At 51.2% G+C, this 26968-nt stretch carries 14 protein-coding genes; 4 read left to right on the forward strand and 10 right to left on the reverse strand.

Features of this window, described 5'->3' with window-relative positions; all coding sequences use genetic code 11:
- Position 1: 1 nt before the first annotated feature.
- The 9 genes from MHFGQ_RS07120 to brxF form a co-directional block, all read right to left on the reverse strand.
- Positions 2–1147, reverse strand: coding sequence for an EVE domain-containing protein (locus MHFGQ_RS07120; protein WP_106004655.1), 1146 nt, complete (start codon positions 1145–1147; stop codon positions 2–4).
- A gap of 137 nt (positions 1148–1284) precedes the next feature.
- Entirely contained in the window at positions 1285–2259 is a 975-nt protein-coding gene (locus tag MHFGQ_RS07125; protein WP_106004656.1) for a PIN domain-containing protein, read from the reverse strand.
- A 44-nt stretch (positions 2260–2303) separates the two neighbouring features.
- Entirely contained in the window at positions 2304–5861 is a 3558-nt protein-coding gene (locus tag MHFGQ_RS07130) for a DUF4020 domain-containing protein (RefSeq protein WP_106004657.1), read from the reverse strand.
- Positions 5862–5997: 136 nt separating this feature from the next.
- On the reverse strand, positions 5998–6720 hold the full coding sequence (locus MHFGQ_RS07135) for a hypothetical protein (protein ID WP_106004658.1): 723 nt from the start codon (positions 6718–6720) through the stop codon (positions 5998–6000).
- 2 nt (positions 6721–6722) lie between these two features.
- On the reverse strand, positions 6723–8672 hold the full coding sequence (gene pglZ, locus MHFGQ_RS07140; RefSeq protein ID WP_106004659.1) for a BREX-3 system phosphatase PglZ: 1950 nt from the start codon (positions 8670–8672) through the stop codon (positions 6723–6725).
- On the reverse strand, positions 8669–11482 hold the full coding sequence (locus tag MHFGQ_RS07145; RefSeq protein WP_106004660.1) for a DEAD/DEAH box helicase: 2814 nt from the start codon (positions 11480–11482) through the stop codon (positions 8669–8671). Before MHFGQ_RS07145 ends, pglZ begins: the two co-directional genes overlap by 4 nt.
- A 25-nt stretch (positions 11483–11507) precedes the next feature.
- Positions 11508–14174, reverse strand: coding sequence for a DNA methyltransferase (locus tag MHFGQ_RS07150; protein ID WP_106004661.1), 2667 nt, complete (start codon positions 14172–14174; stop codon positions 11508–11510).
- Positions 14175–14188: 14 nt separating this feature from the next.
- On the reverse strand, positions 14189–17869 hold the full coding sequence (locus MHFGQ_RS07155) for a DUF6079 family protein (protein WP_106004662.1): 3681 nt from the start codon (positions 17867–17869) through the stop codon (positions 14189–14191).
- Positions 17870–17899: 30 nt separating this feature from the next.
- Entirely contained in the window at positions 17900–18358 is a 459-nt protein-coding gene (gene brxF, locus MHFGQ_RS07160) for a BREX-3 system P-loop-containing protein BrxF (RefSeq protein ID WP_106004663.1), read from the reverse strand.
- A gap of 1099 nt (positions 18359–19457) precedes the next feature.
- Here brxF and MHFGQ_RS07165 point away from each other — a divergent pair.
- On the forward strand, positions 19458–20600 hold the full coding sequence (locus tag MHFGQ_RS07165) for a PRK06851 family protein (RefSeq protein WP_106004665.1): 1143 nt from the start codon (positions 19458–19460) through the stop codon (positions 20598–20600).
- Between the two features lie 125 nt (positions 20601–20725).
- The gene (locus MHFGQ_RS07170) at positions 20726–21364 is read left to right on the forward strand and encodes a DUF1614 domain-containing protein (protein ID WP_106004666.1); all 639 of its coding nucleotides are present in this window, start codon (positions 20726–20728) and stop codon (positions 21362–21364) included.
- Positions 21365–21419: 55 nt separating this feature from the next.
- Here MHFGQ_RS07170 and glnA read toward each other — a convergent pair whose 3' ends face one another.
- Positions 21420–22841, reverse strand: coding sequence for a type I glutamate--ammonia ligase (gene glnA, locus MHFGQ_RS07175; RefSeq protein ID WP_106004667.1), 1422 nt, complete (start codon positions 22839–22841; stop codon positions 21420–21422).
- 405 nt (positions 22842–23246) lie between these two features.
- On the opposite strand from glnA, the gene asnB reads away from it, so the two are divergent.
- Together asnB and MHFGQ_RS07185 are read left to right on the forward strand one after the other, a co-directional pair.
- A complete protein-coding gene (gene asnB, locus MHFGQ_RS07180) occupies positions 23247–25088 on the forward strand; it encodes an asparagine synthase (glutamine-hydrolyzing) (RefSeq protein ID WP_106004668.1) in 1842 nt (613 codons plus the stop codon).
- 257 nt (positions 25089–25345) lie between these two features.
- On the forward strand, positions 25346–26965 hold the full coding sequence (locus MHFGQ_RS07185) for an ammonium transporter (RefSeq protein WP_106004669.1): 1620 nt from the start codon (positions 25346–25348) through the stop codon (positions 26963–26965).
- Positions 26966–26968: the final 3 nt, after the last annotated feature.

Consider the following 26968-nt stretch of genomic DNA (forward strand, 5'->3'; position numbering starts at 1 on the left):
CTTACCGGGTAAGCAGCATAAAATCGTGCTTAGTGATACGTCCCGTGCCTTGCACAAACCAAGCCCAGGGTTTTGAAGGGTCACGCCCTTGGAAAGCATCCAGCTTCGCCCTTAGCTCGGCGCTTAAAACAACGGGATTTTCGGTATAGATGCTGACGGAATCCACCTCGAAGACGTAAGGATACTTTTCGGGATGCTTTACCAGCGGGTGATGTTTCTGCACGGGGGATGATTTTACCCTGGCATGTGCTACTACACCCGTCGCGGTGGCATAAAAACAAATCCAGTCGCCCGGCTTAACTTTTCGTCCCAGGGAATTTTCGCTGACGGCGTAAATTCCTGCGCCAAGGAGTTTTTTTATACGTTCTTCTGCGGTTTGAGTGTCATCGGACGCTACCGGAGCGAGGTAATACTGAACGTCAACACCTTCGGGCTCCGATGAAGGTTCATTAGTAATTTCTTCCTGCGGCTGTTGTATGCCTTCGCCGGCAGTGCGGATTTCTTTCGCTACCAGGCCGGCCATCAGTTCAATCAGGGAATCCACTATAGGCCCCGTTGGCCGGAGAACAGTTAAAACAGCTTCGTGTTCCATTTCGTAATCGGCTAAGAGTTCAGCCAGGGTAAGCAGTTTATCAACGGTAATAACCCGTAACTGGTGGGTGCGCTTCTCAGCAATGATGGAGTTTTCCAGTTGCTTCAGTTCAGCATCACTGCGCCCTACTACATAAAGGCCCAAAGCGTGGTCCCAGTCGGGTATCTTTTGTTCGGATATAAGCCGGTCTATGTAGCCGAGGAGAGTAGCCGTTTTTATGGCATAAACATCGGTTGTTTTCACTTCTACGACGATATAAAGGCCGGAAGGGGACTTCCACACGCCGTCAAACCCGATTTCCCCCTGGACGCCCTTATATCTGCCAAAGGTTACGTCAAAGCCCAGCAGGCGGCCCAAGTGGTTCACCAGATCTTGTAAGGCCCGGTTATACTGCTCCCCGGAACTGCGCAGGCACTCTTCCACGTAATCGCGTACAGCGCCAACGCTAGTGAGATTTTGGGAAAGGAAACGGCGGAAGCGTTCCCTTGGCGTTTTCTCGCCTGGAGCGTCATCAAGGTCGCCAACCAGTTCTAATACCTGTTCCAGTGGCATCATCTTGCTCCCACCTCCAAGACCTCAAAATACTCCTCCGATAGCACATCCACAATCTTAACGGCAATTTTCTGCCCGAGTATGAAGGGGACCTGTATCCATATTTTGCACTAACCCAGACTAAAGGACTAAAGTCGGATTCAAACTATAGAATTGGTCAAACTCGCCGGTTTTTCGGGTAATATCACATAACCACCTTCAAACACACGCCTCATCTCTTTTTCGGTCAAAGCTCGTGGCCAGCCGTGAAAAATAACAAGGCCGTTTATTTGATTGGCTCCATTTCGGTCTGAGCCTATCCAAAGCCTGCTTTCTGCGGGAACTTTCTGCCAGCGCCGTCGGATCGTCTGTAATTTTCCATCCAGCATACAAGTAAATCCCTGGACTACGTCCCAGGTTGCAATGCATAGGAAGGCATCGCTGTCATCTATGTATCGATGAAATGTAAGCACTATAGGACTCTCGTATACCTCTGTACGCATCTTCAACTGGAAGCGTGCCGGTTCATACCAAATACTGAATACCCCGGGGAAATCGAGAACGACGAAGGGGCGGCCAGCATGCTGGATAGTCTTGCTGGTCCATTGAGGATCCACTCCTATAGCGAATGTTCCTTCAGTTATACTAATTGCAATTCTCGGAAGTTGTTCTTCGCGAAAGGGGCTGGTCAATATCCCTGGGAAGACCCGCGGAATTGGATAGCCCGCCAACCGTTTTTTTGCCGACGAGGATAGGAAATGCTTCCAATCCAAAGTTACCAAGTAATCTGCACAACCGGCTTCAGCTCCAGCTAAAACGTGACGATCATTCGGGTCGGCTATTGTAGTATACTTTTCTATATCCTTGTCTGAAACTTCGACCACTTCTAGATGGCGCGCTAACTCATCGAATTTCCTTTGGAGTTCTGGATGACGATTTAGTTTTCGATAGCATTCGTTAAGAACAGTCTGGGAAACGATGCCTAACATATTACCTTCTTTGCATCGCCCCAATAGTTTGGCTGAATCAGAATGCTCATGGCAGGCAGCGGTTAACAAAACGCTTGAATCCAGAAAAACCCTCTCTCTTGTATGCTCAGCAACATTGTTCCTGAGTTTTTCTCTTTCTTCCCTCATCTTACCGCCACCTCGATGGTTTCACGGAAGTTTAGCTTCCCTTTTCAACTTAACGGAAAACAGCCCAAGCGGATAAGATGATCTTTAAGAGGTTTTATCCCGTCTGGCGGTAAACTTTGGAAAATATCGTTGCAAAGCTCTTTTAGTTCGTGACAGTAATCAAAGAGGCGACTTTCCCCTGAAAGGAGGTGAACCAGCAATCTGGCTGTATCCCCAGGGTACTTTTCAGCAAATTTTTCTTTAGCCAACCTATAATAAATGCTTGAAAATCGCAGAACTGGGATAGGACCAGTAACGATTAAATCCACTACTTCAGAAAAAACCGGTTTCAATGCCAAAGCCCAATCTACCATAACTCCCACCTCAGCCGGACTCAAAGGAAGCGGGATACCGTCAATTCGTCGGGACCAGTAATTTTTTATCCATTTATCCCATATCTCCTTGGCCGCTTCTGGTGAAAGACGGGTAAGCTCATGGGCCACCTTATTAGCCCAGCTTATTCTAGTCTCCTCATCTACAGTAGCTATAAACCTGTCAAGCCAGCCATTCTGCAAGGGATCTACTGAACTACGAACAGCAATGCTGGCGAGATGGTCACAAAGCCGGTCAAATACTTTTAAGCCTCTCGGCAACTTATTATAAGCCTGCTCATATAAGGGCAGTAGTTCTGGCAATAATGCCTCATTCCATCTTCCCCACCAAAGATATCCTCCCCATGCCTGTACGGCACGTTGGACATCTATATCCCAATTAAGTAAAGGTACTATCTTTTTACAGGTCCAACTGCGGTCGAGGGAAAATAGAAAATGTAATTGGCTAGCAATTATAACCCGACCCATTGCAGCTGCGCTAGACTTCCCTGACATAATCCTTTCAAAACGAGTCTTGTACTTATCAGGTATACCCTGCCAATCACCTCCTTTTTCGGCTTGCCGCCTGGACAGGGCTAAGAGCCAGAATTGAGTAATTATCCCTCCAATGTGGTTAATGGCCCTTGTTAACCAGTCATTGTCATTATTCTCCATTTCTTTCTCATTGTAATCCTCTAGTTCTTGCCATAGTCGGTCTGTAAGAGCCTCCGCACGAGATAATAATGCGACTGATAAGCCCCCTTCACTCTTTTCGACCACTTTTTTCAGCAGTTCGGCTATCTTATATCCATGTTGCCAGATTTCCGTGCGCCGCTCCAAGAATTGCAGTACTTCTTCCCACTGGGTTTCAGTTAAATGGGCTACCTGCCATCCTGAAATAATCGCATCCCAGAGGTCAGTACTCCACTCTCTCCTCAGTTCTAGTTCTTTAACTAACTCAGAGCTCCAGATAAAAGATCGCGTCACTGCCTCCCTAACCGCGGACATAAGCCCTTCTCTGTCAGGTCCTAAGAATTTCTCTCCCCGATAGGTTAGCAAAAAGTTAATTTTGTCCGAAGGCGGTTTGGAAAGAAGTTCATCAACGGTTATGGGACTTTGGGGTCCGACCCATTCCGACCCATACCAATCTAAGTCTGGATGTTCCCTGGGCTGAAATTCAGGATGCCTATCTTGAATCTCGCTGAGCTTCTGGCGTGCTAATGAACAATGTGGGGCGATTTGTACTAACCAATATAAAAGATTGTAAACCTCATAGCTTCGCCTTCTTACAGCGGCAGGGTCTTCCTCACCACTGTCACTACCTGCCCAATAAATCTCAACATCATTCAAAAGCCGTTGGCGGACCGCTTCGTCAGCCTGGGGATAGGCAGCTTTAAGCAGTTGAAAAACTTCATGCTTAAGTCCATAAACAAAAAGCCAATTATTTGTCAAGAGCCACTGGAGTTTTTCATTCGAGCTGCGATTGCGGTCAATTGTCATACCATAAATTGCTAGTCTCTTAAGCATCGGGGTTTCGGATAAAGCCCACTCTTGGATAACAATCTGAGCTCGTTCAGGATCATGTTTGAGGAGACATTCTATTATGTCTCTGGCAGCATCAATAAGCAGGTCTATGCCGCGGGGATATCGGTCCTGTTCGTGGGGTTCAATGGAAGCCCGTGTAAAGCTAACCGGGTCCCATTTATCGTCGGCATAACCCACGCTGCACAACAAACGGTGGGCCTCCTTTAGGTGGCCAGTAATTATTGGCTCTAGGTCGCGGACCAAGTTTTTTAGATTAGGTTTGAAAAATTCCTTCCATGCCTTATCTAGCCAATAATGTTCAGCCGGTATCGCTACTTCAAAGGTAACCTGCTTACCCTCATGTCCTCTCTCGGCAAAGAAAGTGAAGGACGGCTCTAAAACCAGATATGGAGTAGAAAGGTATTTGAAAATAAGAATTGCTATAGTGGCATATTCGGGACGACAACACTTTTGTAGTAAATAATCCAAATAATCTCCTTGGGAAGGAAGACGGTTAGGGGATGCTAGCAAAACTGCCACCCATTTGGCAAGAATCTTGGGCTCTGGCAGTGGCTCGGAGCGCCATAGATTTGAAGCTATAATCTGCCAGAGCAAAGGGCTCAACACTTGACCTTGCCTTTGTACCACAGCTAAAGCATCTTCTGGGTAACGGCAAATATATTTCTCAGCAAACCACCAGGCAAAAGTCTGGCTGATTTCATCAGAAGGATTATTTAAACTGAAGAGTGGCTTGAAAGCGCCCTTTTCCTCGACCCAGCGCAGCCATTCCACCGTCTCGGCATATCTAGTAAATATGCGCACCTTTACCGGGTCTTTGATAGCTTCTTCGATATAACTGGCTTGTTCCCTGTCAAGGGGTGGTGGAAACTGCACTATGTCCTTGATGCGTTGCTCGTGTTCGGCCAGACCCATTCTGGTTTGGGTTGCCCACGATTTTACAGCCGCAACAAGGTCATTATGGTTTCGGTCTTCCCGGCTACGCGGGTAGGGAATTAGTTCTATCCCCCTGAACTTCCACTTTTCAGTCTCATCTTCAGGAATGAGGGCATAGCGTTTAGTCTCTGGCGGGAGGCCACGCCCCAGGTATTCCATAGGTAGATCATTGTGACTGTAACCCACAAATAGAACTTCGTAGCTACTAAATATCCCCACCAAAAAACGTGTGGCCCAGCCTTCGGTAAGATAGGCCCGCCCAAAGTCAATGTCGGTGAGAATTAATTCTTCCGGTTTCTGGTCTACGCAGCCGTGAAGATAAACAATGCCATTGAATCGGTGCCCCAGGGGCAGGGCAGGAGCACGATATATGGGAACTTCACCGCCAAAAAGTTCGGCTGCAGCTGTAGAAAAATGCGTATCGAAGTTAGTGGTCACGATCCGGACTTCTTGAGGGCTACGAAATAATGATAAAAGAGCGTAATGCAGCTCTGTTGGGTTTGAATCTTGATTCTTTATTATATCCCAGACTAATTTATGAACCCTGGGGCCTTTCTCCTTGAGCCGCCCTAAAAAGCGATCAGGGGCCTCTTTCTCGGGTTCCCACGTCAATAGATTACCTGTCTTAGATTCAATCTTTCTGACCAGGTCTCTAAAATTGGGCAAGCTAGACGGCGGACTCATAGATACCCCAGCGCCCGCAAATATAACCAGTCTCCCATCGACCTGGGCATTAATAAGCTCTTCCGGTAGTTTAATTTTACCTATCCACATAATCTCCTTCCTTATCATGATCATCCAGAGAAGTGAGAGATGTCTTTGTATCAAAGGGTACGATCGCTCAACAGGCTCAGCATCTTCATGTGGTAAAACCATCAAATTTACCACTAAAAAGATACAGACCCGACCATTACTTATGGGCGATTGTGACCATCTCTAAATCCAAACCCTGACGCTGTATTTCAAACCGTTTAGATTGTCTTATAGCTGCCACCGAAATATCCAGGTGAAACGGAAAAGCTGAGGGTAGCTTTGGCAATTGGTGCAGGATCACCGCTGGGGTGGATTCCGAATACAAAAGGGCTTCTAAAAACCATAACTGAACACTAGCGCTGGCCGGGCCTTTTTTGGCGGTGGGGATATAAACGCCTTTTACGGCCGTATCCTGGAGAACGCCCCAGTCTACCATTGAACGTACCACTCGTTGGCTCGCCCGGCGAACAGTTGACCTTTCCCCCCACCGCTCCGCCAGTCGGCGGTAAATCTGCTCTAGAGAAACTTCATTCTGCAGTGTCAACAGACGACCAATGATATCCGCTATATCGCGAAAAAATGGATAGGCCAAAAGCGTCATGCCCCAATGCAACCAGAGTCTTGTATCGGGGCCGTCCTCGGTTAAAATTCCTAAAGCCCGCTCCTGTAATGACCGATGTTTCTGCGGTACCCTGACCCAAATCCGAGTTAACACGGTTATGGTCTTCCTGCGTGCCTCTCTATTTTGGCATTCTGACTGCAAGAAATCATCAAGGTATTTCCGTACCTCAGCAATGTCTGTTTCCGTTGCGGCTTTCCAGGCGGCGGCATCCAGCCATTCCAGCTTAACTCTCCGGTCAAAACCGATATTTAAGGCCATGATCAATGCTCCTCCCAAATCCTGACAAAAGGAACGACAACCTCTTCCAAAGATATCCCACCATGGCTTACAACTTCTTCACCCTCAGAAACAAAGGCCGACCGGCCCCTGGCCAGCAGAACGGAGTAACCCTGGGGTAAACCAAAACCAGGCCAACAGATGGCATTTTCTATTTCTTTCATCATCTGCTGTCGAAAAACGTCGTAATGATAAATTCTGGCCCGCTCACCGCGGGACTCAGCCAGGACCCCGTCCGGCAAACGGCCCTTCCCCCTGGCCGTAATATTACCGTGATCCGAAGTCAGATAGACGGCAAATTTGTTTTTAAGGAGATGATCAATTAGCTGTATCAGGTAACCCTGTTCGGCCCACAGTCTGATTTGCTGGTGCATACCAGCTGTTCCCAGCTCCATGCCATGCATGATTCTGTCCACTTTATCTATAACCAGACCCACGATCTCGAACTGTGATCCTAAAAATTCTCCAATTTCACTTGCCAACTCATCACCCAAACCTTTATGGTAGTAGGTATTTCCTTTCCTGACCCCGCTGTCTTCCCAAAATTTATGCCAGTGCTGTTCTTCTTTCGAGGTTGTCGTTAGGGAGTCCTTGAAATACAAGGGCGGCTCTGCAGCGAACAGTGCTTGCCGCGAGATAGAAGTTAAGGTCGGTACCCAGGCAAAGACCTGGTTTTCCTCGAGTCGCCACACCGGGCACCTGTCTCTCAGGAAATTGCGGATAACCAGCCACTGATCCAACGCCAGGCCGTCAATTACGAGCAGAGCAATGTTTTTTTCCCCTTCTTTGGCGCGCAGATGAGCCAGATAACGGGGTATGTGATGCACCATTACTGGTTTGGACGTGTAAGAAAGGTTGGCCAAAGAACCGTAGCGCACGACCATCCAGCTCGCAAAGCGCTCTTCCAATTGATCGTGCAATTCTTCAATTTGTGGTTTACTTCCAGTTTTTATGTCCTGATTCAGTTCGCCGCTAAGTACAATCAATTCCGCCCACAGAACGGCCAGGCGCTGCCAATCCTTGTGGGACGCTGTTTCTCCAGGCAAATCTTGTCGTATCTTCTCTAGCAGCCACTTGGTCCTGCGCCTTTCCTCAGCCTGCTTATCGAAGAGCACACCTGCCCGGACCCACCCGGGCATACCTTCCGTACTCGCAACCGGAACAGGCCTTAAACTGCCTTCCAAGAACAGGTTGTCGATGTACACCCGTATGTCATAATGGTCAAAGGGGACCTCGGTGAAATTCTCTCCTCTGGCCGTGCTTTCCAGGAATCTACGCCATTTTTCTTGCAGAAAAGCAAAAAAGGCTTCCCTGCTGGGGATGATGTCTTCCAGCGGCCAGTCCTTAAAAACGCTCTTTTCTCTTAAACAATGGATAAGGTGTTCGTCCAAAACCCTTGGCACAGTCACAAAGTTGCAATGCCGCGAAAGCAGCATCTTCATCAGTTCGACCGGTGAATTGATAAGGTCGGGTATTATGCCAAAAACGCGTTTTAGGATAAAATCCTTGGTCGCCTTCTCCCCCAGCGCAGGACCATTGTAATTCTGGTATGCCCTGTAAAGCTTATCCATGTCCGACTTCTCCACAGCCGCAACTACCGGATAGCTGAGTTTGGGAAAGATATCGGCCAGGCTGAAGAAAAGCTTATGACCCCTCTGCCATACATCGAAGGGGAGGCGGCGCAGTTCCTGCGGGCCGCCTTGTACCACCACTATTAAATGTGCCGCTTCGCCCCGATCCCACCTTGAGCGATAGTTTGCTTCATATGCATAACGAAAGATGATGGGATCACTAAAAACAAGGACATCAAGCCCCATTTCCCCTAAGGTCGAGAGAACATCTTCTTCCAAGAGCAAGCCGTCGGGGTCAGCCACTAAAGTAAGCCTTGATACGCAGGGCTTTAAGTTCTGAAGGATAAGGTCACGCCAGTTCATGGGACTACACCTTCTACGTAAATAATGGTAATCGCGCTTAGTTCCGGCAAGATTTTTTCCTTCTGCTGTAACCGCAGGGCCCATTCTTTCTCCTGGCGTTCCAGTTCGGCCAGGCGGTGCTGGCGCACGGCGGGCAGGCCAACCCTCATAATGGCCTGCCGGCGAATTTGGAACGCATATCGGCCTTTTTCCCGCTCTTTCTGCAGGTGCTCTTCATACTGGTTCTTGAGCTCCAGGAAAAGATTATGCCCGTATCGTACAGCCTGTTTCTGGAGCCTCTCAAAGATTTCCTCGGATTTTTCGCCTGTAATATAACCCTGGATTTCGAGGGAGGTTTCTTCCTGTAATAACAAATCCCATATCCTGCGGGCGGTGGGCATGAGTATTTTGCCGTCTTTTTCCTGATGGAACAAGGGTAGAACCCGAACCTCACGCATGTTTTCCGCCATAAGAGATATCCGCCATAAAGACCAGTAGCCGCTTATCTCCTGCGGCAGTCCTTTGAGCCTGACCTTCGCAAAAGGCTGACCCGCCACCGCTAGGGGCAGGCGGGAGACCAGCCCGCGAACTCTCGGTTCTTCCAGGCTGAGATAAGACATTGAGTGCTTATCTGCTTCCTGCCGGGAGAAAACCACGTCCTTCATAGTGAAGCCGTCGGGCCAGGTTAAATCATAACCGGCCAATTTGGGCTTTACTATGCCGCCTTCGCTCACCAAAAAGTTAACGGTCATGCGCTCTACCCAGTACGGAAGCGGATGGCCGGGAATTTTCTCCACCAGCCGGGAATCGAGCTCTGCCTCTTCTCCCAAAAGCCGGTTGGCCGTAGTTGCTTCCTGGATGCGCTGCCGAAGTTCAGCTTCCAGCCGTTCAATCCTGGACTCAACTTCTTCCGGCCTGAGGATAGCCTCTTTATACAGGTCCTCGAAATCCGGCGCTACTTCAGCCGAGTCGAGAACATCGCTCATCTTGTCAACGCCGAAATCCGCCAGGATTGCGGCCAGTTTTTCCTGGAGGACTTCCTGCACCCGGTATTCAACAGTGTCCTGCAGGACGAAGTTAAGTGCCCGGACAACGTGTTCCTGGCCGATGCGGTCCACCCGGCCGATGCGCTGCTCCAGGCGCATGGGGTTCCACGGCAGGTCGTAGTTGATGACCACGTGGCAAAACTGCAAATTCAAGCCCTCGCCGCCGGCATCGGTGGATACGAGCACCCTGGCGGGACCGGCAAATTCCTGCTGGACCCTCCGCCTTTCTTCCAGCCCCATGGACCCGTTTAGACAAACGACGCTAAAGCCCCTGTTTTCCAGAAACTCCTTAAGCATCTCCTGGGTCGGAATGAACTCGGTAAAGATGAGAAATTTGAGCTCGGGGTCGTTCTCTTCGGCCTGCAGCCGGTACATCCACTCCAGCAAGGCTTCGGCCCGCGCGTCGGGCAGGGACTCGCACTGACGTGCCAGGGATAAAAGACGCTTGACCTCTTCCCGTTCACTGGCGAAGGCGACTAAACGGTGCTTCAGAATTTGCTCGAGCTGCTCCTGCCCGTCGAGGTCCCACCAGTCTTCTTCCAGCTCTATTTCACTGTTAATCTGAAAAGGAGCTTCCTGTTCGATCGCTTCCAGTCTCCGTTGCAGGGCGGTCCGGATTGCCCTGGTGCTGCTGGCTACCAGGCGCTGCATGAGAACCATCAAAAAGCCGATATAGTTTCGCTTTTCTTTCAGCGCCCGGTTGTATCCTTCCCGCACATATTCCGTCACCGCTTCATATAGTTCCCGCTGCTTTTGGTGCCGGGATTGCCACACTACGGTCACCAGCTGGGTGCGGCGCGGTTTGAATAACGGCTGACCCTTCTCATCAATGGCCCGGCGTTTTTCGGTGCGGATTACATACGGGGCCACTCTCTCCCGCTTTATGGACTCGACGCCGGGGAAAGCCTCCCTATCTAGGAGAGCCATGAGCCGGTGGAAGGAATCAGTCTTCCCCTGGTGGGGCGTCGCCGTGAGAAGGAGAAGATACGGTGCCGCTTCAGCCAGCGCTTGGCCTAAGCGGTACCTGGCCACGGCATCCGTGCTGCCGGCAATTCTGTGAGCTTCATCGACAATAATCAAATCCCAACCCGCAGCGATAAGGTTTTCGAAGCGTTCCCGGTTATAGCGGCTTACCTGGTCCCTGCTCCACCCCCGGCGCGATTCCAAAGGCTTTACGGCATCCATGGGAACGACTACCTGGTCAAACCGCTGCCAGACGTTGGCATCCCATTCAAAGCACGATAGAGTTGTGATCTCGGCGGGCATCAGCAGGTGAAAGCGTTCCCGAAAGCGGTTTTCCATTTCCTGCACCCACTGCATCACCAGGCCCTTCGGCGCCACCACCAGCGTGCGCCTGACGAGTCCCCTGAGCTTCAACTCGCGCATGATTAAACCGGCTTCTATTGTTTTGCCGAGGCCGACCTCGTCAGCCAGAAGATAGCGGACCCTGTTGCCGGAAACAGCCCGGGAGAGGGCGTAGAGCTGGTGGGGCAGAGGAGTGACGCAGCCTTCCAGAGGCGCCAGCAGGATATCCGGCCGGGCCAGGCTTTCAGCGATTCGGGCCGCGGCGACGGTATAAATCAGCCTCTCCCGACTGGTTAAGCCTGCCTCTGTTATCGAGGATAATTCGTTTTCCTGAAGGCGCAAAACCGCGTCCCGGCCCGGTACCCAGACGCGGTAGACGTTCTTTCCCCACAGGTCCAGGGCTTCGATAACCTTGACCGGTTCACGGTACTCCCGGCTCCAGGCCCAATCACCAGGCCGCCATATACCATCCCGACTCAAAATTGACACCTCACCGGCAGATAAATCATTCATCCAGCCGCATCAGGGCGTTGTCGTAGTACATCAGGAGGGTGGTATCTTCCTGGAGGACGGTGTCCGGTATGCGCCTGGCCACCTCTACGATGGTCTTGTAGTCTTTAGCAGCCCAGCACGCCTTGAATCCCGCCCGCAGCGCTTCGGTACGGAACACTTTGAGTCTGCTTCTGCCTTCTTTATATTCTTCGAACTCTTTGAGGAGGGCCTTCTCGCGCATCTTCTCCAGGTCAGACTGCCTGCCGGGGTCGGGGACGTACCAGCGGCCGTTATCGTCTTTAAGGAAGTTCTGCTCTAAAAGCTCTGCCAGCTCCGGCAGCTTTTCGTGCGGCGCTTTGTGCAGTTCTCGCAGGAATTTGGGGTGGATCTCCTGGTAGGTCTGCGGCTTCTTTTCGAGTTCACTGCGCAGCCACTGGATGGAAGACTTTTCATCGGTTACAAAAAGGGATAATTGCTCAATTTCCTGGACCATAAAACGCTTCTTATCATATTCCACCACCTGGTCGGGGAGGAAGTACATGCCGTCTCTTTCCGGGAAGCGCTGTTTTAAACCGGCGTAAAACTCCGCCGCCCCCATAGGTACGGTGACTCCCCGCTGGACGTGGAAGGCCACCATCCGGTCATAGAGGAGGAAATTCTGCCGCTCGGCAATGACCTCCGCTTTGCCGCTTTTCTCCACAAAGACCGGCAGCTGTTTGAGGTGGGTGCGGACAAAATCCCAGACTCCTTCTTCGGTCCCCGCCTCAAGCTGAAAGCGCTTTTCCAGGCCGCCGTTGGGCTTGTAGGCGGAGATGACCAGGTCCTGCTTCACCGCGGTGGTCGAGGTAACCTGCTTGAAGGTCCCCTGCTTTTTGTCCAGAGTCCGCACGTCGGCAATAACGAACCCAGCCCGCAGAATGGCTTCCTGGATGGCGTTCCAGATCCGGTTCTGGGAATTGTGAAACACCACCGTCATCCACCGGCCGGGCTTTAAGACACGGTAATATTCAGCAAAGCACTTTTCCATGAGCTCCTGGTATTCCCGGGGGCCTTTGCCCTGCACTTTGTTTTCAACGGCTTCGGGCTTATTGTTAGTAAAAACCCTGAGCCAGGCTTCCCAGAGGAAGTTGAGCTCGGAATACATGAGATTGCCGCCGAAGGGTGGGTCGGTGAAGATGTAGTCAATACAGGCATCTCTAAGCAGGGTGCTATCGGCTGAGGAACAATAAGTGGTGCAGGCTCCAACATACTCCTTTAAAAGTGCCCTGGTCAAATTCTTTATTTTAGTGCTGTTGAGTATATACCAAGGAGAAACTTCAACTACCTGAGAAGCTATATATAATGTTCCACTAAGATATTGATTAACCTGAGAGTAGTGACGTGGAACGTACCGGGCGAGTCTGGACATCCCAAGCACAAGCTGCTCAACGAGAAAAAGTAGACGGTTTCTTAGACGCAAATTACCTAATGATTTTGGTTTACTCATACAAGCAGCTAATACCCACAAATTCCGCCTGGTGTAAAAATGGTGAACATGAGTAATCCCATGTGATACTTTAGGCTGTTCGGTATTGTAGCCCTCCGGCATGCGGGCGGTAGGATACCAGTACGGTATCTCGCTCTCCTCGATCTTCCGGATCAGCTCCAGGTCGTAATCGTCGGGCTCTTTTTCATACCTCTTATTCCCCACCGAATAATTTATCAGCACCGGCACCTGGCGGGCGCGGGTGATAAACTCCCCGATGTCCCGGTCGTACACCCTTTCCGTGGCCCTCTCCAGGGTCCGTTTAGTGAGATCTGCCCCGCAGTGGGGGCAGGGAAACTCGTTCCGTACTTTACCTTCTTCTTTATCTACCGCCACTTCCCAGAAGACAAGCTCTCCGGAACAGCTGGAACAGATAAACACGTCGGACCAGACGGTGTAGTTGATTTTCCCCATAATGGGGTTGCCCTTGGCGTCTTTCTGCACTTTCCCATCCACCACGTGCTGCGTCCGGTACATCCAGCCGCATTCTCTTTCCACTTCGTCCAGAATCCGCCGGGCTTCCCGCTCAAAAGCCCGGACATCCACCGGCGTGTTGTAGTTGTAGGCAATGAAGGTGGCGGCAGGGGAGAGGTCGATTAAGATAGCCTTGCGTGCTCCAAGCTTAGAAAAGGGCCGGCCTTTTTCATCAAGGATAGTGCCATCATCCTGCACAATGTAACCCAGGGATTCTACGGCCTTGCGGTCCCCGCATAAACTCGCCGCAACGCCGGTCATGCCCGTGCCGCAGAAACCGTCTAAGACGATGTCTCCCGGCTCGGTGTAGTGGAGGATATAACGCATGATGGCCCTGTGCGGCACCTTGGTGTGGTAGGAATGGGCATTGTAAATGGGATCGTTCTTGCCCTCTGATACATCTGCCGCAAAGGGCTGCCGGCGGTAAGCGTCGTTATCCGGGTCATACGGCTTGCCGTGCTCTTTGATAAAATCCCCTATGAACGGGTTCGGGCAGGCCGTGTAATAGGGCGGGTCGGAAAGGTTGATGATGTCCTCATCTTTGGCAATGGGGAATCCCTCGATATGCCTGACCAGGTCCAGGTGTTCCTTGGTAAGCCGGAAACGTGAACGTTCTTGCCATTCCCTTCCTTCTTTGTTCCTTTCCGGTGTATCTATGAAAAGTTGCTCTTCTTTGGCCATAACTCTTCACCCCTCTATTCCAGAACGATCCTCACTTTCTGCGGATCCCTGCCGCGCGTGAGAGACTGGATATAATCCTCGAAGCGCTGCTTTAACTCAGAGACTGTACAGGGCGTTCCGCCTTGTGCCAGAGCTTTCTTTAAGTCGGCTGCGGTGATCGAAACCTTTTCCATGCCGGACAGCACTTCCTGAACAGCCTTTACAAACGATGCGTCCACCATATATGGCAGCTGCTGTTCTTTGATCACCTGTTCCAGTGCTTTTTGCTGATCCGGCTTCAAAAGATAGATGTTTTCCTTTACCGTCGGGTCTTCCAGGTTGGCGACCAGTGTCCTTTCCCAATCCTCGCATAGCCTTTCCAGGTCGTCCTCCAACCGCCTGAGCGCCGCGTCAGCCGGAAGCTTAATCTGCTCCTGTGCCGGCCGGTAGTTGCAGTGAGGACAGATGGGCGTTTTTTCCAAATCATCTCTGGTGAGGCTGAAGCACGTTTTCAGCTCCGCCAGACGGTTTTGGAAGTCAGTAAGCTGGGCCCGGGGCATCAACTCGATACCGGCCAGTCTGCTGAGTTTGCTCAACCGCTCATCTTTGAGAAGCCCGGATTTCTTCTGATCTCCAGTCGCATTTAACCTGGCTTTGGTATGGGCCTCAAGGTAGGCCTCAATGTAAGAATTCTTGAGCTCTAAGAGCACCTGCACGAGCTCCCGGCGAAGGTCAGGAACGGATACTTCATCAAGACCGGATAGTTTTCCTTTGAGTTCTTCACGCCGCTCCCTGGCTTTTGCCGTCCAACCGGCATCCGCAGGAAGCACGGCTTCGGCGGTACTGAGGTAGGAGAGCAGAGGCTGAATCTCATTGGCCAGGCCGGCCAGTTCTTCAACCCTCTTCAGGGTGGCAAGGTACGCCTTCTGCTTATTTATATCCCGCTCGGAGTAGCGGAAGTTTTTCAACTTCCCGGGAGTGTTAAAAACCCGGAGTGACTCCAGAAACCCTTTGAAACCGGCCAGTTCATCCCTTAAACCGGTTTTCTTTTTCTCATCGAAGAGAGAAATACCCCATAAGGATATCTCTTGCTGGATCGCCTGCTGGGCCTCCACTGTGCGTTCCAGAAGCTTATCCACTGCTTCCTGAAGCTGCCTTACCCCTTCTTCACGAGTAGATTGATTGACGATGAGCCCAGGCGGCAGCCCCAAAAATTCAAACAGAACCTGCAAGGGACCAAGGGGAAGATCCTTGGGACGCTCGATGTGTTTGAACTTGATAAGTTCCTCCAGGGGAACTTTGCCCAGCTCCTCCAGGTTGGAAGCATCTATCTTCTTCCCCGGCATGCTTAAAGTAACATCGCCGCTATAGATCAAGCTCGCCAGGATGACGACCACCCACTCCGGCTCCAATCTGAAACGGGGCTCAAACTCCACACCGCGAAAATCGGTAATTATTTCGCCCCGGTTGAAGACCTGACCCGGGCCCTTTTTGTCCAGCTGTCCCAGGATGTGTTTGGCATAACGGGAATTTTGCGGCCTTAACTTATCTCCGTCCAGAAGCTCCAGGGCATCGAGGACGGCAGCCCCCTGCCTGGTCCTGATGCTGCCGAGGATCCACTTTATCGCCTCCTGGGCTGCCTGAGGCCGGTTCTTTACGGTAACCAGGATGGAAAAGGCCGGGTATTCGGGCGCCAGCTCCTGGAAGCAGGGCGCGAGACACGAGGAACCCACCAAGTTTACCAGATCACGAACCGACACATGAGGAGTGGCACTGTGCTTAACCCACTCGACGAATTTTTTAGTTGCTCCCCGGTAGGTAACTTCATAAGCCGTGGTGATGTTGTTCCGCAGCCATTCGACTATCTTTTTTAGCTGATCGTTAGCCTTATTTTCATAAACCTGCCGCGTTCCTTTCGAAGCCGTGCTGGCCATCTCGCAGGCGCCGGCGAAGAACTTCAGGGCACGGTCAAAATCCTCGTCACGCTGCACCAGCCGGAAAAACACTTCATCGGGCTTTTTCTCATCCTCAAAGGGCGGCGGGTCAAAGGGCTGCAGAAAATAGAGGTAAAAATCCCTGGGCGGGTGGGCCGTAGAACGTTCGTTGGGAGCCCCGAAGAATAAATACCCTAACCGGGTAGCCTTTTTCTCGCGCCACTCAATTTCGTGCTCCCAGATCTGGAAATTGGGAACATACGTGGCTTCGGGGCACTCCATGGCCCGGGCGAGGGCCCTGAAATAATAACGGTCCAACTGGTTCGAGGTAAGTGTCTCGGCTTTCTGCTCAATTAGCGAATCAAAATCAATGTCTTTTTTCAGGTCAAGGTAGTACTGCCCGTTGTCCTGGTTGAAAGAAATAAACTGGCCGCTCACCGTCCTTAAGATCTCGCGCAAGATTGATTCGACGGTGGTTTTAAGAAACTCAGCATCCTCTTCCGGCAAGGGCAGGTAAAGGCAGAGGTCGTCGCGGAGTTCTTCAGCCGTGACCCCTATGGGAGCGTAAATATCTCCTGTTGTCAGCCGGTGAACGCTTAAAGCGTGAATGATGCGGAAGGCCACAGGTTTATACTGCGGCCTTGTAAAAGCCTGCTGGACACGGCTTTCCAGCACCTGGCTCTTCTCAATCACTTCGCGAATGTCCGGGTCACTGCGGAAAGAAGGATTGTCCTTTAAGTTTTGCCAGTAAGAGTCATAAGCGATGAGGCCGGGAGCAGTTTCCGGCACTTCTCTGTCGAGGAGCTTTTTCATGGCGGCGCTGATGGTTTTTAGAACCTCGCGCTTTTCGGCTACATAGACCCGTTCAAATGTTTCAAGGTATGCCGGATGCACGGGGAAAAGAGCGACGAATTCGTCCATGCGCTCGGCCAGGGTGCCGTATAATTTGGTGAAACGCTGCAGGTGCTCCCTTATAAGAGCCTTCTGCCGGTCATCCTTGCGCAGCAGGCGCTGGGCAACTACGTAGGCTATGTCTTCACGAACAATTCGTATCTGTTCAAAGCGGTCTTTGACCCGGCGCAGGGTTTCAGCCACAAACTGAAAGCGTGGGCTATCGAAAATGGCTTCCTGCACACCGGCCATGAAACGAAACCGGGTGAGCCGGCAAACCTCCCCGATTTCTCGCAAAAAGTTCAGGTCGAGGATTAGCTCCTGATCTTTGCGCGTACGCAGGTAGTCCAGGAGTTCATCGACAACCAGCAAGAGCCCGTGATCCAGGTAAACTTCCTGGAAAGCATTCATCATCTCTATAAAAGGGTCTTTGTTGTTGGTAACTTTATCGGCTTCAGGAAAACGGTATTTCACCCCAAGATTAGCCAGCTGTTCTTCCAGCTCAGCACAAATAATGTTCCTGAGGGACATCGTGGTGGAACCGATCTCGGTCCTGATAACCTTGAACTTGCCAGCGATAACCTCCGCTTTTTTAGCCACAGCAGGATGCCGTATCTCCGTGACCAGGTCTGGATATTCGGCTATAGCAGATAGTACCGACATTAAATGCGATTTGCCGGTACCGTAGTTACCGACGATCAAAAGCCCCTTATTATCCTGGGGATGTTCGTATTGGAGTTGCGGAAAGACAACTTCAGTAATCTGCTCGGCCATCCGTTCCGAGATCACGTAGCTTTTTACCAACTCACCGGCCCTGCTTTTGGCATCAGCTTCCCGTAACTGCACTATAGTTTCGACCGGTTCAAAATGTATCAGGTCAGCGTATTTCACCGTATTTTCCCACCTTTTCCTGAAATCTCTTTACCCCAAAGGACAAACAAGGGCATCGACTTCATAATACTTTCTGTACTCCGGGTGATCCGGCTCGGCATAAATCAGCGCACCACCTTCGAACTTGCCGTTCCATGCGGCAACGATAGTTCGATTGCGGCTTACCTGTTGAAGTAAACGTAAAGGGTCCTGTTGAAGAACAGGATCAAAAAGTATTTCTGTATTATCCAGAAGGACAGTGTCCTTTTCCGTTTCGCCTATGATCGTCTCCACTATTCTCGGCAGGCGTAACGCTCGTATTTTAGCGGGATATTCCAGGAGTTTCTGGCTCAGCATGAGGTTCAGATTAATATAGGGATAACCCTCATCTTTGGCTATTTGAACAAGAATTTTGGTTTTTCCGGTTGCAGCTGACCCGACCAGTAAAACCAGTCGATAATACCTCGACCGGGCTGCTACTATTTGTTTTTTGAGTTCATCTGTTTTCATGGCAATCCCAGCACCTGCCTATTTATCCCCTGGATAACCACTAAAAACATCAGCTTTCAGTAGCTTCCCCAAATCCATCTTTCTTGCTGGCGGGAATAATTATCGCCTTTCGGTCCCATTTTAGGTGTAAAAATTTTCTTTTGGACCAAGAAAACCACCTGCCAGGAAGTGTGGAAAACTGGATATGGAGACTTATTCGGCAAGAAAACATGAAAATCCTGCCAATTGGCAGGATAACCCTGCAAAAAGACAGCATGGTGTGAGCGCCAGCCCAAGAATTCGACTCCCGGAGGAATGGGTAGCTGTGCCCGTGCCGCCGCTGGTAAGTAGTGAAGTAATACGGTTATTTAACCCTGTGAGTTTCTAGTGATAGAAATCATGGTACAATAGTAACCAGGAGAGTGGTGTTTGTGAAGCTTGACGGTAGACACTATTTTCACGGGTTTTCACTCCTTCCAAGGACAGCTCTCGTAAGCTCCTGGACTTCCCTCGCGGGAGATTCGAAGAGACGCTGCACAAATTTCACCTTGGCCAGCTCCTCTACGAGGGCGGGAGTAGGCAGTACCTTGGCATTTCCCAAGATGCTGCATAAGTGTTGGGCCACCTCTCCTATGGTGTAAACCTGATGGCTGCCGCTTTGAGCAGGATCGATTTAAAATCGAAGTCCGGAAAAGACCGGGAAGCTGTTTTCGCTTAAGCAGTCTTTCTGCTCGGCTGATGTTTATGGCTGCCGCAATCACCGTTATCATTTATAATGTATTTTGCCTTTTCTTTCCTATCTATTGACTTCTGCGGGAAGCGATATCTTCCCTGGTAGTAATAAGTTCGAACTCATAGTGATCCGCAGTTACAAGGCTGGCACCTATCCTTTTCCAGTTGCTTGGACTGCAGTTATTTTTCTACGTTAAAGCCCTTTCCCTTCAAAATCCCCCGTGCCTCACGAATTGGATCTTCCACAGGACCTTTCCATATTTAAAGCAGGAAGAGCCTTTTTACGATGTCATATCGGCAACCCAGCATCATATTCTTCTCGGACCAGTAAAGATTTAGGACCATAAGCATAAGATTTAAGTAAGTTAGTTTTCAGGGGGGTTAAAATATGAGCCAGGGTAAATTGCGAAGAGTTTTTCCCGGTGGGAATACTTGTGAAGGCTTTTATTCTTTTTATGATTACATTATCGAACCTGATGCAAACAGGATCTTTGTCGTTAAAGGTGGTCCCGGTGTCGGCAAGTCAACTTTTATGCGCAAAATCGGCGAAACTATGCTGACCAAAGGTTATGACGTGGAATTCCATTGCTGCTCTTCCGACAACAACTCCCTGGATGCCGTGGTCATTCCCGCCATCAAAGTAGCTTTAATCGATGGCACAGCCCCCCACATAGTCGATCCTAAGAACCCCGGTGCTGTAGATGAAATTATCCATTTGGGAGACTACTGGGATGAAAGTAAAATAGCCGCCCACAAGGAGGAGATCATTAAAGCCAATACCCGGGTGTCACGCTTGTTCCAGATAGCCTACAGCGCCCTCCGGGAAGCAAAAGTCATCCGCGACGAATGGGAAAGCTATATTTCCGAATGCATGATTGAAAGTCAGGTAAACAAAGCCGTTGCCAACCTGCTCCAAGCAATTTTTAACGGTGTAGCACCTCGCTATGACCGTCCGGCCAAAACCCGCCATCTTTTTGCCACGGCCATAACTCCCGACGGCATCATTACCGGCCATGTCGAATCCCTGCTACAGGATGTTCAACAACTATATACCATTTCCGGCGAACCCGGTTCCGGCGTAGCCCAGGTGCTGGCTAGGATCGCCGAGCTAGCCCATGAAAAAGGGCTACACACCGAAATCTACCATTGTCCTTTTAACCCCCGCAATATTGATCTGGTAATCATTCCGGAAATAAAAACGGCGGCCATGAACGTCCAACCGCCCCATACCTACGATCCTTCGTCCTTGCCCGAGCTTATGGCCATGAAACTAAACCTGTCAGCCTATATCGACCGGGATAAGCTGGGAACTTATGCCCACGAGATCAGTAGCGCCGCCTACCGCTACCAGGCCTGCCTGGACCGGGCCGTGGCCTACATCCGCCAGGCCAAATTAACCCATGATTATATAGAAAGCTTCTATATCCCAGCCATGAATTTCGAAGCGATCAATGCCAAACGTCAGGAAGTGCTGCAGCGGATTTTAAACTATGCCGCCGAGTTTTCCGGTAACCATGCCCTGGCAGGTTAAAGGTTATTGGGGGCGCCTTCTTTAAAGGAGGCAGCTCCCTTTTTTAATCTTTTAATCCAATGGCCTGTTCGATAACCGGTCTGCCTGCTATAATAATCTAAAATTAAATACGCGAGGTGAAAAAAATGTTATGGTCGCTTCTTTTCCTTTTTCTTTTTATTCCTATGCTGTTGGCTTCTCTATTTTTAAATTTAGCCGTATTTTCCTTTGCCCGGTTGGGTTTAACACCGACGGGAGCCTTTACCTTGCTGGCAGCTTCGATTATCGGCGGCTTCATCAACATTCCCATCTCTCGCCGACGTTTTTATGTTGAACAGCTCCAATTCGGTCGTTTCCCTTTCTTTTTCTATTACCCTCCCCAGGTTAGCTACCAATTCCTGTGCGTCAACGTCGGTGGAGCGGTAATTCCCGTACTTTTTTCCCTCTACCTCCTGACCACCAGGGCTCCGCTGCTGCCATCCCTGGAGGCTACTCTAATCGTAACCATTGTGACTAAAGCACTTTCCCGGGTAGTTCCGGGGGTAGGTATTACCATACCTACATTTATCCCCCCCATTGCTGCCGCCCTAGCGGCCGTTATCGTTTCCCCTCATAATTCCGCTCCGGTGGCCTACGTTGCCGGTGCTCTAGGAACCCTTTTAGGGGCAGATATTTTAAACCTCGGCGCCATCCGTAGCTTGCGCTCCCAGGTGGTCAGCATCGGCGGCGCCGGCGTTTTTGACGGAATTTTCCTGGTAGCCTTGGCCGCATCTTTATTAAGTTAAAGGGACAAAAAACCCCCGCCCTTACTGGCGGCAGGGCAGGGGGGAAGAACTTTGCCTAAATATCGTAGTACAGGACAAACTCGTAAGGATGGGGCCGGAGTTTAATTTGGCTTATTTCTTTCTTTGTTTTGTATTCAATCCAGCTTTTGATTAGATCCTCGTCAAAGACGCCTCCCTGAAGTAAAAACTCATGGTCATTTTGCAAGGCGGCGAGGGCTTCTTCCAAGGACCCAGGCAGGGAGTTTATCCTACTCGCTTCTTCCGGTGATAAATCATAGATGTCTTTATCCAGGGGATCGCCCGGATGGATCTTGTTTTTAATCCCGTCGATACCGGCCATTAAAAGGGCGGCAAAGGCGAGGTATGGATTGCAGGAAGGATCGGGCGGCCTGTATTCTATTCTTTTGGAGTTCGGGCTATTGGAATACATTGGTATGCGGATGGCCGCGCTGCGGTTACGCTGGGAGTAAACCAGGTTCACCGGGGCTTCAAAGCCGGGGACCAACCGTTTAAAGGAATTGGTGGTAGGGCTGCAGAAGGCCGCCAGGGCCGGACCGTGTTTTAAAAGTCCTCCGATATAGTACAGGGCAAGTTCGCTTAAACCGGCATAACCATCGGCGTCAAAAAACAACGGCCGGCCTTCTTTCCATAGGCTCTGATGGACGTGCATCCCCGAACCGTTATCCTGAAATACCGGCTTAGGCATAAAGGTAGCCGTTTTGTTATGTTTGATGGCTACGTTTTTGACCACATATTTAAACATCATCAACTGGTCGGCCATACGGGTGAGGGGTGCATACTTCATATCGATCTCGCCCTGGCCGGCAGTGGCCACCTCATGGTGATGGGCCTCCACGGCAATTCCCATTTCTTTGAGCAGTAATACCATTTCCGTACGCAGGTTCTGCAGGGTATCGGTAGGAGGAACCGGGAAATATCCTTCTTTATAGCGCGGCCGGTAACCCAAGTTGGGATGCCCGTTCATTTCCGCGCCGGAATTCCAAAAGCCTTCTATGGAATCGATAAAATAGTAACCGGCATACTGACTGTGATCAAAGCGGACGTGATCGAGGATGAAAAATTCGGCCTCCGGCCCCCAAAAACTGGTATCGGCAATTCCGGTTTCCTTGAGATAGGCCTCCGCCTTCTGGGCTATAAAGCGGGGATCGCGGTTGTAGTTTTTGCCAGTAACAGGGTCATAGACGTTACAGATGAGGCTCAATGTCGGAATTTCACAAAAGGGATCGATAAAGGCCGTTTCCGGGTCGGGAATGAGGATCATATCGCTCTCGTTGATGGTTTTAAAGCCGCGGATGCTGGAACCGTCAAAACCTACGCCGCTGGTAAAAACCTCTTCCCCAAACTGCTCTATGGGGACGGTGAAATGTTGCCATGTGCCGGGCAGGTCGATAAATTTTAGATCGACCATTTGAACACCTTTTTCCCTGGCCATGGCGAGGACTTCTTTTGCCGTCATACCCTTGATAAACCCCTTTCGTAATTTAATCTAAATAATACTGCGCAAAAAGAAAAACGCTCCCTTTAGGGTTTACCCCTCGGAGCGTCTTTGCTCATCCGGCAACATCGCCGTACCATTTTGCTTTTGCCCAAGGACGTCCTCGCCCTTTGTTATTAATATATACCATAACTGCTTTTTTGGCAAGCACTAATTAGCCCATAGCCCATCCCCAAATACCTTTTCTCTTTAGTACCTTCTACAAGGAAAGAGATACTTTTCGTCGACCCTGGCATAAGATCAATATTGGAACCCGGTTGCAAGGGGTTGCAAAGGCGTAACTCCGGCGGGCAATGGCGTCCGATAAAAGGCGGGTTTCAAGCAAGGGTTAACTTATTCACCATGCCTGCTGGGGGGAATTTTAGCATGTGCGGGATCACAGGATGGGTAGACTGGGAACTTGACCTAACACAGCAAAGCCGTATCCTGGAGGCTATGACCGCTACCCTGGCCTGCCGGGGGCCCGATGCCGGCGGCACCTGGGTAACGCCCCGCGCGGCCCTGGGGCACCGCCGCTTAATTGTCGTCGACCCCGCCGGGGGCGGCCAACCAATGGTCCGCCGCCGGGGGGAACAAACTTTTGTCATTTCTTATAATGGAGAGCTTTATAACACCGAGGATATCCGCCGCGAGCTTTTGGCTAAGGGCTACACTTTTTACGGCCATTCGGATACGGAAGTGTTACTGACCGCTTATATGGAATGGGGGCCTGCTTGTGTAGAGCGTTTCAATGGCATCTTTGCCTTTGCCGTATGGGAAACAGCCGGGGAACGTCTCTTTATAGCCCGGGACAGATTGGGGGTTAAACCCCTCTTTTATACTTGTTTTCATAACTCTTTTCTCTTTGGGTCGGAATTGAAAGCCCTGTTGGCCCATCCATGGGTCAAGGCGGAAGTGGATGCCGAAGGCCTTGCCGAAGTCTTCATCTTGGGCCCGGCCCGTACACCGGGGCACGGTGTGTTTCGCAACCTGGCCGAGTTAAAACCCGGATATTATTTATTATACGACCGGCGGGGCCTGCACCTGCAACGGTACTGGTCGCTGGAAAGCCATCCTCACCAAGACGATTTGAAGACAACCGTGGCCAAGGTGCGTCATTTACTGGCGGATACAGTTGAACGTCAGTTGGTGGCCGACGTGCCCGTCTGCACCCTCCTTTCCGGCGGGTTGGATTCGAGCGCCGTGACCGCCCTTGCCGTCAAGGCTTTTCACTCTAGAAGCCGTGGTTCCCTTCACACCTGGTCCGTCGATTATATCGAAAACGATCGTTATTTTCAACCCAGTCACTTTCAGCCCAGTCCAGACGGTCCCTGGATAAAGCTGGTGTCAGAATACCTGCAAACTACCCACCACTCCGTTTATCTGGATACCTCGGAATTGGTCAAATCCCTGAAGGCGGCCATGCAGGCACGGGACCTGCCGGGTATGGCCGACGTTGATTCTTCCCTGCTCCTGTTTTGCCGCGAAGTTAAAAAGGAAGCCACCGTTGCCCTGTCTGGTGAGGCTGCCGATGAGGTTTTCGGCGGCTATCCCTGGTTCCGTAGCGAAAAGGCCCTGGCCCTCAACTCATTTCCTTGGAACAGGGCGGGTCGGGAGCGGTTGTCAATTTTGTCGCCGGAATTAAAGGCAGCGGTACAGCCGGAAGAGTATATTGCCCGACGCTACCGGGAAGCCCTGCAGGAAGTACCCGCCCTGCCCGGCGAAAATAAGCGGGAAGCCCGGTTGCGGGAGATTTCCTACTTGAGCCTTACACGCTTCCTGCCGGTGCTGCTTGACCGTAAAGATCGGATGAGCATGGCCGTAGGACTGGAAGTACGTGTTCCCTATTGCGATCACCGCCTGGTGGAATACGTCTGGAACATCCCCTGGGATATGAAATTTGCCGGTAAGATGGAAAAAGGCATCTTGCGCCTGGCTGTAGAGGACCTCCTGCCCGCGGAAGTAATTGCCAGACGCAAGAGCCCGTATCCCAAGACTTATAACCCGGCCTACCTGGAGGCGGTTAGCGCCTTGATGCTGGAAATCCTGGAGGATCCTACTTCGCCAATTCTATCGTTCATTGATGTACCGGCAGTAAAGGCCCTGGTCCAATCGCGGGAGGTTTCCAGTCTACCATGGTTCGGCCAGCTCATGGGTAGACCACAGCTACTTGCCTACCTGATCCAGGTTGACATGTGGATGCGGGAATATAAAATCGCAGTGCGCTAAACAAAAGATCACCCTTGACAGACGCCGGAATGTTAGTATAATAAATATCAAAATCAAGCAAAGGAGTTTGGTTGTGGGGTAAAGGAGCCCCGGTACTGCAAAGTACCGGGGCTTTTACTTTATCCCTCGGAGCAACGGGGCTCTGTATGGGTTTTTGCCCGTACGGAGCCCCTATTGTTTAAGGAGGTGGTGCTTTTTTACCTGTGGGCAACGCCGTCCGCCAAAAACATCAAAGTTCCCAAAAAGGAGGCTCCCACATGAAAATCCTGAGGTTACCCGTTCTTTATGCGTGTTTAATCCTGGCCCTCATGTTGTTATTGAGCCAGGCCCTGCCCGCCTGGGCCGGCGACCCAACCGGTGCTGCCACCGGCGGCATCGCCGACATTCCGGCGGCGCAAACAGGTAATCCTTCTTTAGTAGAGCTGGCGACTGCAGCCGGTAAGTTGAAAATCGGCCTTAATTTCGTTTGGACCCTCCTTGCCGGTTTCCTGGTCTTCTTTATGCAGGCCGGTTTTGCCCTCGTGGAAACAGGCTTCACACGGGCCAAAAACGCCGCTCATACCATGGCCATGAATCTTATGGTATTCCTGGTTGGCGCTGTAGGCTTTTTTGTCCTGGGCTTTGGTCTGATGTTCGGCGGCGTGGGGTCCGTGGCTAACTTGGGCGGTACCCCGCCCCTGACCAGTGAATTAACAGTCGGCGGGTGGGGTTTGATGGGGCTGAAGGGCTTTTTCTTAAATGGTGACGCCTATGATGTAGGTGTTTTTGCCCTTTTCCTCTTCCAAATGGTCTTCATGGATACGGCCGTGACCATTCCTACCGGAGCCATGGCCGAACGAGTTAAATTCAGCGCTATTGTCATAGGTTCCTTCTTTATTGCCATGTTCCTCTATCCCATTTTCGGCAATTGGGTCTGGGGCGGAGGCTGGCTTTCCCAGCTTGGCAGCAGGTTGGGATTGGGTCACGGTGCCGTGGATTTTGCCGGTTCCGGGGTAGTCCATTCCATCGGCGGTGCTGCCGGTTTGGCCGGGGCCCTCATCCTAGGACCACGTCTCGGTAAATACCGGGACGGCAAGCCGGTAGCTATGCCCGGCCATGATATTCCCATGGCCATCTTGGGTACTATCATCCTCTTCTTCGGCTGGTTCGGCTTTAACCCTGGCAGTACCCTGTCCGGCAACGACCTGCGCATCGCGGTGGTAGCCGTCAATACCATGATGGCCGGAGCCGTCGGCGGCCTGGCCGCCATGCTTTATACCTGGTGGCGCCAGGGCAAGCCCGATCCTTCCATGATGTGTAACGGTGTTCTGGCCGGCCTGGTGGCCATTACCGCTCCTGCGGCCTTTGTCAATGGACCGGTAGCCTGCCTGATTGGCGCCGTAGCCGGAGTCCTGGTTGTCTGGAGCGTTTACTTCTTCGATCACGTCCTCAAGATCGACGATCCGGTAGGCGCCATATCCGTCCACCTGGTTAACGGCCTCTGGGGCTTACTCGCCGTAGGGCTTTTTGCTGACGGCACCTATGGCGCCGGCTGGAACGGCGTTGGTGCTGACACCTACCTGGGAGTTGCTGGCCAGGGCGTTACCGGCCTCTTCTACGGCGATCCCGGCCAGCTGGTAGCCCAGCTAATCAATATGGCGGCAGTCTTCATCTGGGGCTTTGGTGCTTCCTATGTCTTTTACAAGGTTCTCGACAAGGTCATTGGTATTCGCGCCAACCCCGAAGCTGAAGAACAGGGCCTGGACATCCCCGAAATGGGCGCTCTGGCTTACCCTGACTTTCTCCTGGCCTTTAACGATACCTACAGCCCGGGACCGGCACCTGCCAGGCAAACTGCTTACGCTCCCCGCCGGCAGGAAATACCGGTTCGCAATTAGAGG

Origin of the sequence: Moorella humiferrea, assembly GCF_039233145.1 — a bacterium.
Classification (GTDB): Bacteria; Bacillota; DSM-521; order Neomoorellales; family Neomoorellaceae; genus Neomoorella; species Neomoorella humiferrea.